Annotated in this window: 12 protein-coding genes and 1 tRNA gene; all 13 read left to right on the forward strand. The window is 68.6% G+C overall.

Annotated features, from left to right (window positions below; all coding sequences use genetic code 11):
- Positions 1 to 130 precede the first annotated feature (130 nt).
- The 13 genes from AC06G6_RS05175 (at position 131) to AC06G6_RS05235 (ending at position 13,653) form a co-directional block, all read left to right on the forward strand.
- Entirely contained in the window at positions 131 to 769 is a 639-nt protein-coding gene (locus AC06G6_RS05175) for a DedA family protein (protein ID WP_479827013.1), read from the forward strand.
- A 112-nt stretch (positions 770 to 881) separates the two neighbouring features.
- The gene (locus AC06G6_RS05180; protein WP_479827015.1) at positions 882 to 1,676 is read left to right on the forward strand and encodes a DedA family protein; all 795 of its coding nucleotides are present in this window, start codon (positions 882 to 884) and stop codon (positions 1,674 to 1,676) included.
- Between the two features lie 69 nt (positions 1,677 to 1,745).
- Complete coding sequence (locus AC06G6_RS05185; protein ID WP_479827017.1) at positions 1,746 to 2,894, forward strand: adenosine deaminase; 1,149 nt, start codon at positions 1,746 to 1,748, stop codon at positions 2,892 to 2,894.
- A gap of 67 nt (positions 2,895 to 2,961) precedes the next feature.
- Complete coding sequence (locus AC06G6_RS05190; RefSeq protein WP_479828541.1) at positions 2,962 to 3,594, forward strand: MazG nucleotide pyrophosphohydrolase domain-containing protein; 633 nt, start codon at positions 2,962 to 2,964, stop codon at positions 3,592 to 3,594.
- Positions 3,595 to 3,752: 158 nt separating this feature from the next.
- The gene (gene eno / locus AC06G6_RS05195) at positions 3,753 to 5,033 is read left to right on the forward strand and encodes a phosphopyruvate hydratase (protein WP_354350998.1); all 1,281 of its coding nucleotides are present in this window, start codon (positions 3,753 to 3,755) and stop codon (positions 5,031 to 5,033) included.
- A gap of 206 nt (positions 5,034 to 5,239) precedes the next feature.
- Complete coding sequence (locus AC06G6_RS05200; RefSeq protein ID WP_479827020.1) at positions 5,240 to 6,031, forward strand: FtsB family cell division protein; 792 nt, start codon at positions 5,240 to 5,242, stop codon at positions 6,029 to 6,031.
- Positions 6,032 to 6,178: 147 nt separating this feature from the next.
- The gene (locus tag AC06G6_RS05205; RefSeq protein WP_479828542.1) at positions 6,179 to 6,907 is read left to right on the forward strand and encodes a DUF501 domain-containing protein; all 729 of its coding nucleotides are present in this window, start codon (positions 6,179 to 6,181) and stop codon (positions 6,905 to 6,907) included.
- A complete protein-coding gene (locus AC06G6_RS05210; RefSeq protein ID WP_479827022.1) occupies positions 6,904 to 7,851 on the forward strand; it encodes a Ppx/GppA phosphatase family protein in 948 nt (315 codons plus the stop codon). The genes AC06G6_RS05205 and AC06G6_RS05210 overlap by 4 nt, the downstream gene beginning before the upstream one ends.
- A 192-nt stretch (positions 7,852 to 8,043) precedes the next feature.
- Complete coding sequence (locus AC06G6_RS05215) at positions 8,044 to 9,432, forward strand: S8 family serine peptidase (RefSeq protein WP_479827023.1); 1,389 nt, start codon at positions 8,044 to 8,046, stop codon at positions 9,430 to 9,432.
- A gap of 38 nt (positions 9,433 to 9,470) precedes the next feature.
- On the forward strand, positions 9,471 to 10,940 hold the full coding sequence (locus AC06G6_RS05220; protein WP_479827024.1) for an NAD(P)/FAD-dependent oxidoreductase: 1,470 nt from the start codon (positions 9,471 to 9,473) through the stop codon (positions 10,938 to 10,940).
- A gap of 123 nt (positions 10,941 to 11,063) precedes the next feature.
- Positions 11,064 to 12,011, forward strand: a complete 948-nt coding sequence (locus AC06G6_RS05225) for an N-acetyltransferase (protein ID WP_479827026.1) — start codon at positions 11,064 to 11,066, stop codon at positions 12,009 to 12,011.
- Between the two features lie 33 nt (positions 12,012 to 12,044).
- Positions 12,045 to 12,118 (forward strand) — tRNA-Leu (locus tag AC06G6_RS05230).
- Between the two features lie 176 nt (positions 12,119 to 12,294).
- A complete protein-coding gene (locus AC06G6_RS05235) occupies positions 12,295 to 13,653 on the forward strand; it encodes an ABC transporter substrate-binding protein (protein ID WP_479827028.1) in 1,359 nt (452 codons plus the stop codon).
- The last annotated feature ends 404 nt before the right edge of the window (positions 13,654 to 14,057 follow it).

Consider the following 14,057-nt stretch of genomic DNA (forward strand, 5'->3'; position numbering starts at 1 on the left):
TTCCCCGTTGCCCTATCACTTGTGGTCCCCAACCTTCAGGGTTAGCCGCCACAAGTGGTAGGGCAAACCCCCGGGGCGGCCCCGCAGTACACTGGCACGACAGCCGTCCCCCGTTGTTTGTAAGGAAACCGTGCAGGCAATCAACGACTTCATCCTGGCCGCAGCGGGGCAACCCTGGGTCCTCGTCCTTGTTTTCGCCTGCTGTGTGATCGACGGCTTCTTTCCGCCCATTCCGAGCGAATCGGTGGTCGTCGGGCTCGCCGCGGTCGCCGCCACCGCCGACATCCCCAACCCGGTGCTCCTGGCCGCGACCGCCGCCGCAGGAGCGTTCCTGGGCGACAACATCGCCTACCTGATCGGCCGCGGCACCGGCACCCGGCGCTGGGCCTGGATGCGAGGCCACCGCATGCAGCGGGCCTTCCGCTGGGCCGGCAGCGAGCTCCGGAAACGGCCGGCGTCGCTGATCCTCGTGGCGCGCTTCGTGCCGATCGGCCGGGTCGCGGTCAACCTGACCGCGGGCGCCACCCACTTCCCGCAGCCACGGTTCGTGGGCATGACGGGGCTCTCCGCGGTGTTGTGGGGCGCCTATTCCGTGGCGATCGGCCTCTTTTTCGGGCAGTGGTTTGAAGAGAACCACCTGCTCGGCGTCATCGTCGCCGTCATCTGCGCGATCGGCCTGGGCATCCTCGTGGACCTCGCGATCAGCAGGTTGCGCGGCAGGCTCCCCGAGGACGCCGAACACCCGGTCCCGCCGTCGGAACCCTCCTGAAACCGGAGCCATTGGATACAGCAGATTTATCCGGATGGAACCGTAGCGAATCCTTGCCGGTCATGGGACACTAAAGAGCGCTTTTCGTCACTTTCCTAGGAGCAAAGCCCGCGTGGAATTCATCAATGAGGCTATTCTCCATGCCGCGGGACAATGGTGGATTTATCCGATCCTCACGATCTTCTGTTTCATCGACGGTTTCGTTCCGATTCTGCCCAGTGAAACCCTGATCGTGGCCTTGGGTGCACTGTCCGTCACGTCTGGCGAGCCGAACATGTGGTTCGTGATGGCCGCCGCCGCCGTCGGGGCCATCGCCGGTGACAACATGGCATACCTGCTAGGCCGCCACGTCGGCGTCGAGCGCTTCCGCTGGATGCGCAAACCCAAGGTCCACCGTGCCCTGAACTGGGCGCGCTATGAACTGGACAAGCGCGGCGCCATGCTGATCTTCACGGCCCGGTACATTCCGGTGGGCCGCGTGGCCGTGAACTGGATCGCCGGCACCACCGCGTACCCGCGGCGCCGCTTCGTCATCCTCGACATTTTCGCCTCCATCACCTGGGTCGCGTACTCGGCCGGCGTCGGCATCATCGCCGGCAACTGGGTCCACGAACACCCGCTGCTGGGGGTCGGCATTGCCATCGCCTTCGCCATCGTGCTCGGCATCGTGATCGACCATGCGCTGACCTGGCTGCACCGCTGGCGCGACACCCGGGGCGCCGCCGCGGCAGCGAGCCGGGCCGCCAGCATGGCGGCAGAAGCGAAGGCCGCGCTCGCCACGAACATGCAGGCCCCGCCCGCCGCCACGACCGCGCAGGCCGCGCCCGCTCCGTCCGCGCCCCGTCCGGCTCCCGGCAGCCTCCCGATGCCTGCGCAGCTGGCGGCACCGGCCGACGTCGAAGCCTGATTCAGCCGTCCGGCGCGGCCGCCGGCGGACCGGCTGGTATTGCCGGGCCTCCAACCCTAAGGTTGGAGCGTGACTGAGATAATTCTTGACGCTGCCCCTGACCTCGACTTCGACCTGAAGGGCCTCCCCAAGGTCTCCCTTCACGACCACCTGGACGGCGGACTCCGTCCGGCCACCATCATCGAACTGGCCGAGGCCGCAGGACACACCCTGCCCTCCACCGACCCCGTCGCGCTGGGGGAGTGGTTCCGTGAATCCGCCGACTCCGGCTCTCTGGTCCGCTACCTCGAGACCTTCGACCACACCATCGCCGTGATGCAGACCAGGGAAGGCCTCTTCCGCGTCGCCAAGGAATTCGTCGAGGACCTTGCCGACGACGGCGTGGTCTACGGCGAAGTGCGCTGGGCGCCCGAACAGCACCTCCAGCAGGGCCTGAGCCTGGACGACGCCGTCGAGGCCGTACAGGCAGGCCTGGAGGCCGGCGTCGACGCCGTCGCCGAGACCGGCCGCGACATCCAGGTCGGCCAGCTGATCACCGCCATGCGGCACGCCGACCGCGGCCAGGAAATCGCCGAACTGGCGGTCCGCCACCGCAACAACGGCGCCGTCGGCTTCGACATTGCCGGCGCCGAGGACGGCTTCCCGCCATCCCGGTTCAAGGACGCCTTCACCTACCTGGCCCAGCACAACTTCCCGGCCACGGTTCACGCCGGGGAAGCCGCCGGACTCGACAGCATCCAGTCCGCCCTGGTCGACGGACGCGCCCTGCGCCTGGGCCACGGCGTCCGGATCGCCGAGGACGTCACCGTTGAATTCGACGACGAGGACGCCGACGGCGACGAGTCCAACGACAACATTGGCATGGTCACCCTGGGCGAGCTCGCCAGCTGGGTCCGTGACCGCGGCATCGCCCTGGAGATCTGCCCCTCCTCCAACCTGCAGACCGGCGCCGTCTCCGGCTTTGGCGAGGGCATTGAAAGCCACCCGCTGGACATGCTCTACCAGCTCGGCTTCAACGTCACCATCAACACCGACAACCGGCTGATGAGCGGCGTGACCCTCACCGACGAGTTCGAACTGCTGGTCGAGACCTTCGACTACGACCTCGACGACCTGCTGGAGCTGACGCTGAACGCCGCCGAGGCCGCCTTCCTGCCGCTTGAGGAGAAGGAAGCCCTCGTCGAATACATCAACGAGGCTTACGCCGACCTTGGCTAACCAAGACTCCACCGCGGTGGGCGCGCTGGTCGATGCCATGGCTGAGCTGCGCGTCCACTGCCCCTGGATGGGCGCCCTCACCCATGAGTCCCTCGTGGAGTACCTCCTCGAGGAGGCCTATGAGGTGGCGGAGACCATCGAGACGGACGGCGGCGACGCCGAGCTGAAGGCCGAGCTCGGCGACGTCCTGCTCCAGGTGGTCCTGCACGCCAGGCTCGCCCAGGAGCGCGGCGCCTTCGACCTCGACGACGTCGCCCGCGGCCTGACAGCCAAAATGATCCGGCGCAACCCGCATGTGTTCCGTCCCGACGGCTCACTGCAGGAGTCCTTCCCGGCGACGGTGGAGGAAATCGTCCAGACATGGGACGCCGTCAAACGCTCCGAACAGGTCCTGCATTCCGGGGCCGCCGGCACCGGCGAACCCTCCCGCGCTGATCCTTCCCGGCCGGGGGCCCTCGGGGGCGTCCCGGCAGCCCTTCCGGCGCTGGCCCGTGCCCAAAAGCTCCTCGACCGCGCCGAACGGGCCGGCCTTCCGGCCGCCACCGGGACGGTTGACGTCCCCTCCTCGGAAGAGGACCTCGGGGAGCTGCTTTTCGCCATCGCCGCCGCCGCCCGGGACCGGGGGCTCGACGCCGAACGGGCCCTCCGCGGCGCGAACCGCCGCTTCCAGGAGGGCCCGCCCGCGCCGTCGTCCCCGTGATCCGCCACAATGACGTCCGGGGACTGGATAGGTTTCTGTAACTTATCCCACTCTCGACTAGGCTGGGTTGCGACGAGGACGTCGGTTTTTCAGCTTGATTCCCAGCTTGAGTTCCCATCAGATTCCCAGCAGATCGCTTCACCCAAAGGAGCCTATCCATGGCGCTTATCGATGCCATCCACGCCCGCGAGATCCTCGATTCCCGTGGCAACCCCACCGTAGAAGTTGAAGTCCTGCTCTCGGACGGCCAGATCGGCCGCGCAGCAGTTCCCTCCGGAGCCTCCACCGGCGAGCACGAAGCCGTTGAACTCCGCGACGGCGACAAGGGCCGTTACCTCGGCAAGGGCGTCCAGAAGGCCGTCGACGCGGTCATCGACCAGATCGCCCCGGCCCTGATCGGTTTCGACGCCACCGACCAGCGCAGCATCGACCAGTCGATGATCGACCTGGACGGCACCGCCAACAAGAGCAAGCTCGGCGCCAACGCCATCCTGGGCGTGTCCCTGGCCGTCGCCAACGCAGCCGCGGCATCCGCCGACCTGCCGCTCTACAAGTACCTCGGTGGACCGAACGCCCACGTGCTGCCCGTGCCGCTGATGAACATCCTCAACGGCGGATCGCACGCCGATTCCGACGTCGACATCCAGGAATTCATGGTTGTCCCGCTGGGTGCCGAGACCTTCTCGGAAGGCCTGCGCTGGGGCGTCGAGGTCTACCACGCGCTCAAGGCGGTCCTGCAGGCCAAGGGCCTGTCCACTGGCCTGGGCGACGAAGGCGGCTTCGCGCCGAACCTGCCGTCCAACCGCGCAGCCCTGGACCTCATCCAGGAAGCCATCCGGAACGCCGGCTACACCCCGGGACAGGACATCGCCCTCGCCCTGGACGTTGCCTCTTCCGAGTTCTTCAAGGACGGCGCCTACCAGTTCGAAGGCAAGTCACTCAGCTCCACCGAGATGAGCGCCTACTACGCCGAGCTCGTTGCCGACTACCCGCTGGTGTCCATCGAGGACCCGCTGGACGAGAACGACTGGGAGGGCTGGAAGACCCTCACCGACGCCATCGGCGACAAGGTCCAGATCGTGGGCGACGATCTCTTCGTCACGAACCCGGAGCGGCTGCAGACCGGCATCGATTCGCGGACCGCCAACTCGCTGTTGGTCAAGGTCAACCAGATCGGTTCCCTGACCGAAACCCTGGACGCCGTCTCCCTCGCCCAGCGCGCGGGTTACACCACCATCACCTCGCACCGCTCCGGCGAAACCGAGGACACCACGATCGCTGACATCGCCGTTGCCACCAACGCCGGCCAGATCAAGACCGGTGCCCCGGCCCGTTCCGAGCGCGTGGCCAAGTACAACCAGCTGCTGCGCATCGAAGAGGAACTCGACGACGCCGCACGCTACGCCGGCCGGAGCGCCTTCCCGCGTTTCAAGGGCTAGTAACCGCACGAACTGCGAACCGGTGGCTATGGTTGAAAGACCATGGCCACCGGTTCCTTTTTGGCACGTCCTTCTTGGGCACGTCCTTTTTGGCACCGTTAGTGGCGCCGCGCCGCCGGCTCCAGGTCGGTGCCCGGTCCAGGCCACGGGATCAGCACTGAACGCAGCAAGCCAGCCGGGGGAGAACCTGGCATTACAGGAGTGACATGGCTACCCGCCGACCCAAGGTTCCCCGGGCCACGCCTGCGGCCCCGAAGTCTCCGGACACCGGCGACGGCGGCGACGTCATCCAGGCGGATTTCGGCGGATCCCGCGGCTCCCAGACCCACCCTGCCGGCAACTCCGCCCCCGGCCCGCGGACTCCCGTCAGGGCAGCCGGCCAGCACGGCGGCACCGCCGGCTCCGCCCGGACTAGCGGTGCTGCGTCCGCCTCCGCTCCGAAGAACGCAGCCACTCCGAACGGCGCCACCGCGAAAAACGCAGCCCAGCCCAACGCCGCAAAGTCAGCCACGGGCACACACGGGACGGCCAAGCACGGGACGGCCAAGCACGGCACGGCCAAACCGTCCAAGGACGGCACCGCGCCGGCGGCAGAGAACCTCGACCCGGTCCCGGCCAAGGCCTTCTCCGGCCGCATGCTGGCGCTGCTCGTCGTCATGATTGCCATCACCATCATGCTGGCGCCCACGGTCAAGATTTTCTTCGAAAAGCGGGCGGAAATCGCCGCGCTCCAGGCGGACATTTCCGCCAAACAGGCCCAGCAAGACGAGCTGAGGCGCCAGGTCTCCCGGTGGCAGGATCCGAACTACGTGAAACAACAGGCCCGGGACCGCATTAACATGGTTATGCCCGGCGAGACGGGCTACTGGGTCTTCGGCAGCGATCTTCCTGCCGGTTCCACCAGTGGCGCGGCCGGGGCAGGATCAGCACAAGACCCGGCCGAGCTGCCCTGGGTTGACTCCCTCTGGGACTCCATCCGGCGCTCGGCAACAGACTAGAAGCGGCGCCCGCCGCAGGATTGTCCGCCGGACAACCAGACAGGGCAGGAAGGTGCCGCCCCCGTGGACCAGAACCAAGTGGACGAGACCCCCACGGCAGTCAACCCGAGCGCGGAAAACCCGGAAACCCCGGAACCGGCCCGCTCCTTGGCGGAATCCCGCCGGCCCTCGCCGCACGACCTGGATGTCCTGAGCCGGCAACTGGGGCGGCCCGTGCGTGACGTCGTGGAAATCCCGGCCCGCTGCGTCTGCGGCAACCCGCTGGTGGCGGCCACCTCCCCGCGGCTGAGCAACGGCACCCCCTTCCCCACCACCTTTTACCTCACGCACCCCGTCATCACCTCCGCGGTGTCCCGGCTCGAAGCGGCCGGCCTGATGAACGAGATGAACGAACGGCTCGGCGGCGACGAGGCCCTGGCGGCGGACTACCGCGCCGCCCACGAGGCCTACCTGGCGTCCCGCGCGGAGATCGGCGCCAGATCCGGGATCGGCGCCGTGCCCGAAATCGACGGCATCTCCGCCGGCGGAATGCCCACCCGCGTCAAGTGCCTGCACGTCCTGGTCGGCCATTCACTGGCCGCCGGACCGGGTGTCAACCCGCTCGGCGACGAAGCCCTCGCCGCCATCGGCGAATGGTGGACCACGGACCGCTGCTACTGCGACGGCGCCTGGGACACCGGCGGCGAGACCCCCTCGCAGGACCTCAGCAGGCACGGGCCGCAGGGACTTCCGGAGATCGTGGGACGGCCGGCCCCGGTCCGGAAGCCGCGCACCGAACCCACAGGTTCCGCCGGCACCGTCGCAGCCGGACCGGACGGACCCGCAAACTCCGCCGGACCCACAGGTTCCGCCGGCATCGACGGGGCCGGCCAGTGACCCGCGTGGCCGCCGTGGACTGCGGCACCAACTCTATCCGCCTGCTCATCGCCGACCTGGACGTGGACGGCGCGGCGCCCCGGCTGAAGGACGTAGTGCGCGAAATGCGCGTCGTCCGGCTCGGCCAGGGCGTGGACGCCACCGGCGAACTCGCCCCGGACGCCCTGGACCGGACCTTTGCCGCCACGGCGGACTACGCGCGGCAGATCCATGACCACGGGGCCACCAAGGTGCGTTTCGTCGCGACCTCCGCAACCCGCGACGCCAACAACCGGCAGATCTTCGTGGACGGCATCCGCGAACTCCTCGGCGTCGAACCCGAGGTCATCACCGGGGACGAGGAAGCCGCCCTGTCCTTCGCCGGCGCCAGCAGCGTCCTGCCATCCCGTGGCGCGGACCCCGTGCTCGTGGTGGACCTCGGCGGCGGCAGCACGGAGTTCGTGCTCGGCAATGCCGCCGGCGTCATTGCCGCCAAATCCGTCGACATCGGCTGCGTCCGGATGACCGAACGGCACCTGCGCAGCGACCCGCCCACGGCGGAGCAGATCGCCGCTGCGGAGGCCGACGTCGACGCCGCCCTCGAAGTGGCGGCCCGGACGGTTCCGCTGGACCGCAGCGCCGCCGTCGTCGGGGTCGCCGGCTCCATCACCACCATCACGGCCCACGCGCTCGCGCTGCCGGAGTACTCCGCCGCGGCCATCCACGGCACTGAACTGCCGCTGGACGCCGTGCGACGCGCCTGCACGGAACTGCTGGAGATGACCCACGCCGAACGGGCCGCCCTGCCCTACATGCACCCGGGCCGGGTGGACGTGATCGGAGCGGGCGCCCTCGTCTGGCGGCGCGTCCTTGAACGGCTGGCCGAGGTGACCGACCACAGGGTCGAATCGGCCGTCACCAGCGAACACGATATTCTTGACGGAATTGCCTTGAGCATCGGCTAGGCCGCAGGCCACCGGACGGTGGGTCCGCCGGACGCCCGGCCGGCGGCGCCCGGTCCGCACATCCCCGCACAATTCCCTCCCGGCGTTTCCCAGCGCCACCACAACCCAGCCGCCACCGCAGCCCAGCCGCCACCGCAGCCCCACCGACACCGAAGCCACAGCGCCACCAGCTGTCCCGCCGATAGGACCCGAATGACCAGAGCAACAGCCCGGCGCCGCCGGACCGCCTCCGCGTTGGTGGCCCTGGCCCTTGCGGGCAGCACGCTGACGGCCGCCCTGACCGCAGCCCCCGCCGCGCACGCCGACGCCTGGCGCGACAAGGAGTACTGGCTCGCCGAATCCGGCATCACCAAGGCCTGGGAGGTTTCCCGGGGCGCCAATGTCAAGGTCGCCGTGATCGACAGCGGCGTGGACGGCAAGCACCCGGACCTGGCCGGCGTCCTGGCCGGCGGCGTCGACGTCTCCGGCGCGGGGAGCCCGGACGGGCAGAAGAGCATCGGTGCGAAGCCCGAGCACGGGACCCTGGTCGCGACCATGCTGGCCGGCCGCGGGCACCAGCCCGCCGACGCCACGGCCTCGCCCAGCCCCAGCGCGGGCCCGTCCGTCGCGCCGGACGGAATTGTCGGGGTGGCCCCCGAAGCGCAGCTGCTGTCCGTCTCCACCTGGCTCGGATCCCCGAACCCCGGCGGCAAGAGCGACCAGGACCAGATACCCCAGGCCGTCCGCTGGGCTGTCGACAACGGAGCCCGCGTCATCAACATCTCGCTGGGCAGCACGTCGCCGGAATGGCCGCAAAGCTGGGATGCGGCCTTCCTGTACGCCGAGCAGAAGGACGTCGTGATCGTCGCCGCCGCGGGCAACCGCGGGGGAGGCAACGTCCAGGTCGGGGCCCCGGCCACCATCCCCGGCGTGCTGACCGTCGCCGGGCTGGACCGCCAGGGAACCGCCAGCATCGATTCCTCCTCCCAAGGCATCAGCATCGGCGTCGCGGCCCCGGCAGAGAACCTGATCGGTGGCCTGCCCGGCGGCGGCTACGCGGAATGGGCCGGCACCTCGGGCGCCACGCCCATCGTGGCCGGTGTGGCGGCCCTGATCCGCTCCAAATGGCCGGAAATGTCGGCCAACCAGGTCATCAACCGGATCGTCAGCACCGCGAAGGACGCCGGCGCCAAGGGGAAGGACCCGCTGTACGGGTTCGGGATCCTCGACGCCGAGGCGGCCCTGAAGGCCGACGTTCCGGAATCCCGGGTCAATCCGCTGGGTTCGATCTCCGACTGGATCCGGGTCCACCGGCGGGGCAACCTGGCCACCGCGTCAGCGGCGCCCTCAGCGGTCCCCTCCAGCGCGGTCCCCACCCTTCCGGAGGCCACCGTCCCGGTCGCGGAGGCCCCGTCACAGCTGGACGGCGCCGTGCCGGCCCTGGTGGTGCTGGGATTCGGCGGGCTGCTCCTCTGCATCGTGGGGGCCGCCGTGTTCCAGCTCCGGCGTGCCGTGCGGCCCGCGCCACGTGGAGGCCCCGGCGGCCCGGCAACGCCGGACACCGGAGCGCTGGATTCCGCGGATTCCAGCGGAAAACCGTAGTTAGTGAAGTTTTTCACAAACTACGGTATTCTTGGGGAATGGCATCCTCCCCTCAGCTCCAGGACCGTCCCAGGGTACTCGTCGTCGGCGGCGGGTACGTCGGCCTGTACGTAGCCCTCAAACTGCAGAAGAAGATCGCGAATGCCGGTGGCATCGTCACCGTCGTTGATCCTCTGCCCTACATGACCTACCAGCCCTTCCTTCCCGAAGTTGCCGGCGGCAACATCGAGGCACGCCACGCCGTCGTCTCGCACCGCCAGCACCTCAAGCAGACCGAGCTCATCCAGGGCCGCGTCACCTCGATCGACCACGCCAACCGCACCGCAGTGGTGGCCCCGGCCGATGGCGGCGAGAACTTCGAGGTCCCGTACTTCGACGTCGTAGTGGCCGCCGGCGCCATCACCCGCACCTTCCCGATCAAGGGCCTCGCGGACAAGGGCATCGGCCTCAAGACCATCGAGGAGGCCGTGGCCCTGCGCAACAAGGTCCTCGACCGGATCGAAGCCGGTTCGCTCATGACGGATCCGGCCGAACGCGCCCGCGCCCTGACCTTCGTTGTGGTCGGCGGCGGCTTCGCCGGCATCGAGTGCATCACCGAAATGGAAGATCTCGCCCGCGCCGCGGTCAAGAACAACCCCCGCGTCAAGCAGGAGGAAGTCCGCTTCGTCCTGGTGGAGGCCATGGGACGCATCATGCCCGAGGTGACCGCCAGCCAGGCCGAGTGGGTCGTCGAGCACCTGCGCAGCCGCGGCATCGAGGTTCTGCTCAACACCTCGCTGGACAGCGCCGAGGGCTCCCTGAAGCTCATCAACCTTCCGGACAAGTCGGCGGCCCAGGAATTCCAGGCCGACACCCTGGTCTGGACTGCCGGTGTGCAGGCGAACCCGATGGTCCGTTCCACCGATTTCCCGCTCGAGCCGCGCGGCCGCGTCCGTGTCCTCGCGGACCTGCGCATCGCCGGCGACGAAGGCATCATCGACAACGCCTGGTCTGCCGGCGACGTTGCGGCAGTTCCGGACCTCACGGGCAGCGGCCTGCCGGACGGCACCTGCGTCCCCAACGCCCAGCACGCGCTGCGCCAGGCGAAGCTCCTCGCCAAGAACCTGTGGGCCTCCCGCTGGGACAAGCCGCTCAAGGACTACAAGCACAAGAATCTGGGTGCCGTGGCCGGCTTCGGTGAGTGGAAGGGTGTGGCGAACATCAACCTTCTGGGCCGCATCGGCCTCAAGGGCCCGCTGGCCTGGCTGGCGCACCGCGGCTACCACGGTATGGCCATGCCGACCGTGGAACGCAAGATCCGGGTCATCTTCGGCTGGATCCTGGCCTTCTTCATGGGCCGCGACACCACCCAGCTGATCGACCTGGACAACCCGCGTGGCGCTTTCGTCGCCGCGGCGGCGCCGGCTCCCAAGCCGGCCGCGGCACCCGCCGCCCCCGCCGCGGAGAAGCCGGCGGCCGCTGCCGGCAAGCCTGCGAACAAGGAAGCTGTTTCGGCCGACTCCAAGTAGCCTGCAGCAGCCTTCGACGGCGGCCGTTCCCTTGCGGGGGAGCGGCCGCCGTCGTCGTTAACCCCGACGCCGTCCCCGGCAGCCTGCCGGGGACGGGCCGGGGCCGCGCCTAGACTGGGCTCCATGACCGCTGAAAAGGACCTTCACACCCTGCTGGCCACCATGCACCCGGAAGTCCGGGACGGCGAGTTCGTCTACGTCCTCTGGCCGCACGGCCGTCCCCTTGCCGGGGCGATCGCGGCCGCCGTGCGTGAAGCGGAGGGCCTGACGGTTGTCCTGCCGCGGGCCGAAGCCGACAGCCTCGGGCTGTCCTACGACTTCGTCGGCGCCTGGATCACCCTCCAGGTGCACTCCTCGCTCGAGGCCATTGGCCTGACCGCCGCCGTCAGCGCCGCCCTGACCGAGGCCAAGATCAGCTGCAACGTCCTGGCCGGCTTCCACCATGACCACCTCCTGGTCCCGGTCGCGGACGCTGACCGGGCGCTTGAGGTGCTGCACGAACTGGTGGAGGCCAGCGGGGAGCACAAGCCCGCCCCGGAGCTGGTGCTGCGCAGTGAGCAGCCCGCGGACCGGCCCGCCATCCTGGCCCTTACCGCCGCTGCCTTTGCGGTCTCCCCGGTCACCGGCCTGCCCGTCGAGGGCGAGCCCGAAGAGGTGCAGCTCCTGGCGGCGCTCTTCGACGGCGAGGAATACCTGCCGGAGTTCAGCATCGTCGCGGAGCTCGACGGCGGGATCGTCGGCCATGTGATCAGCACCCGCGGCTGGGTGGGGGAGCTGGAGCTCCTGGGCCTGGGCCCGATCGGGGTGGTCCCGCGGCTGCAGCGCCACGGAATCGGCACCAAGCTCATGAAGGAAACGATTCTCCGGGCTAACGCGGCAGGGGAGCGGGGCATCGCGCTGCTGGGCGACCCGGAGTACTACTCGCGCTTCGGCTTCGTGGCGTCGACCTCGCTAGGCGTCGATGCCCCCGACCCGGCCTGGGGCGGGCACTTCCAGCTGCTGCCGCTGGCCGTCTGGCCGGGCGGCGTCAGCGGGACTTTCCGCTACGCCAAAGCGTTCGGCATCGCCTAGCCGGGCCCCTTGACGGGATACCATGGACCGGGCGCCCCAGTAGCCCAATTGGCAGAGGCAGCGGACTTAAAATCCGCGTGTTGTGGGTTCGAGTCCCACCTGGGGCACATTTTGTGGCGCGCGCCGATCCGGCCGGCAGATTTCCTCTATGCAACGAGTGTTATAAGGATGTGACCGTAGTCACTTTGGATCGGGCCGGAATTGCACTAGCTTGAAGTAAATCAGGAACACCTGATCATTCGCATCAAAGGCCGTTCGCACCTTTAGATCGAGGAGATTGTAAATGACTTCACTCCCCCAGGTGGCGCCCCGCATCGCTAAGCTCACAGCGCTTAGCATCGGCGTCGCCCTTCTGGCTACGGCCTGTGGTGGCACGTCCACCCCGACGGCGACTGGAACCGGATCCGCTTCCGCCAACGCCGCAGGCATCGCATGCCCGGCTCCCAGCGCTGGAGCTGGAGCCGGCACCTCGGCCGCAACCAATGGCGGCACTGTTCCCGCTTCCACCGGCACCACCGACACCCCCCTGAAGATCGGCTCGCTCCTGCCGACCACCGGGTCGCTGGCCTTCCTCGGCCCGCCCGAAATCGCGGGTGTCAACCTTGGCATCAAGGAAATCAACGATGCCGGCGGCGTGCTGGGCAAGCCTGTAGAGGTTATCCACCGCGACTCCGGTGACACCAAGACGGATATTGCCACGCAGTCCACCACGGCGTTGCTGGGCCAGGGCGTCGGCGCCATCATCGGTGCCGCATCCTCCGGCGTTTCCAAGACCGTGATCAACCAGATCACCGGCGCGGGCGTCATCCAGTTCTCCCCGGCCAACACCTCGCCGGACTTCACCGACTGGGACGACAAGGGCCTCTACTGGCGCACTGCCCCCTCGGACGTGCTCCAGGGCAAGGTCCTCGGCAACTACATGGCCACGTGTGGCGCCCAGACCGTTGGCATGATCGTCCTGAACGACGCTTACGGAACCGGCCTTGCGAAGAACGTGAAGGCCGCGTTTGAGTCCGCAGGCGGCAAGGTTGTTGCAGAGGAACTCTTCAACGAAGGCGATTCCCAGTTCAGCAGCCAGGTCGACAAGGTCATCGCCGCCAAGCCGGATGCCATCGCCCTGATCACCTTCGACCAGGCCAAGAGCATCGTTCCGCTGATGACGGGCAAGGGCATCAAGCCCACCCAGCTCTTCATGGTGGACGGCAACATGTCCGACTACAGCAAGGACTTCCAGGCAGGCACCCTGAAGGGCGCCCAGGGCACCATCCCGGGCACCTTCGCGAAGGAAGACTTCAAGAAGAAGCTCCTCGCCATCGATCCCGCGCTGAAGGACTACAGCTACGCAGGCGAGTCCTACGACGCCGCCAACCTGATCGCACTGGCTTCCGAAGCCGCCAAGAGCACCAAGGGCGTCGACATCGCCGCTCAGCTCAAGGCAGTCTCTGAGGTCGGCGAAAAGTGCAGTGACTTCCCGTCCTGCGTCACCCTGCTCCGCAACGGCAAGGACATCGACTACGACGGCCAGTCCGGCCCCGTAACGTTCTCCGAAGCCGGTGACCCGACGGAAGCCTACGTCGGCATCTACGAGTTCCAGGATGACAACACCTACAAGGCATCCAAGGAAGAGTTCGGCAAGCTGTAAGCTCGCCCTTCCCTAGCCACCAAGAAACCCCCGTCCCTCCGGACGGGGGTTTCTTGCGTGCGGGGCGGGCGGCAGGCCGGGGGTGACGCGTCACGCACGGCAGGCTTTAGGGCGGCGCTGGAGCGCCCGACGGCGGGAATCCGGCCCTGCGCCCCGGCGGCCGGTATGAAACCCTGCGCTGCGTGACGCCGTCGTCCTGCCGGGCCCTGCCGAGAGAGTCGCCAGCCTGGCCGAAGCCGTGCGCCGCGTGGCCGCCGTCGTCGTCCTGCGGGGGACCGGCGGTCGGGGGAGGGCTGCCGACGCGTCACGCGCGGCAGGCTTTAGGGCGGCGCTGGAGTACACGACGGCGGGGATCCGGCCCAGCGCCCCGGCGGCCGGGATGAATCCCTGCGCTGCGTGACGCC

This window comes from Arthrobacter sp. CJL-S3, from assembly GCF_056711635.1.

Excerpts from the sequence above, each read along its gene's own strand:
- AC06G6_RS05190 (WP_479828541.1), top strand. The coding sequence starts at position 2,962 with ATGGGCGCCCTCACCCATGAGTCCCTCGTGGAGTACCTCCTCGAGGAG.
- eno (WP_354350998.1), top strand. The coding sequence starts at position 3,753 with ATGGCGCTTATCGATGCCATCCACGCCCGCGAGATCCTCGATTCCCGT.
- AC06G6_RS05200 (WP_479827020.1), top strand. The coding sequence starts at position 5,240 with ATGGCTACCCGCCGACCCAAGGTTCCCCGGGCCACGCCTGCGGCCCCG.
- AC06G6_RS05215 (WP_479827023.1), top strand. The coding sequence starts at position 8,044 with ATGACCAGAGCAACAGCCCGGCGCCGCCGGACCGCCTCCGCGTTGGTG.
- AC06G6_RS05220 (WP_479827024.1), top strand. The coding sequence starts at position 9,471 with ATGGCATCCTCCCCTCAGCTCCAGGACCGTCCCAGGGTACTCGTCGTC.
- AC06G6_RS05225 (WP_479827026.1), top strand. The coding sequence starts at position 11,064 with ATGACCGCTGAAAAGGACCTTCACACCCTGCTGGCCACCATGCACCCG.
- AC06G6_RS05235 (WP_479827028.1), top strand. The coding sequence starts at position 12,295 with ATGACTTCACTCCCCCAGGTGGCGCCCCGCATCGCTAAGCTCACAGCG.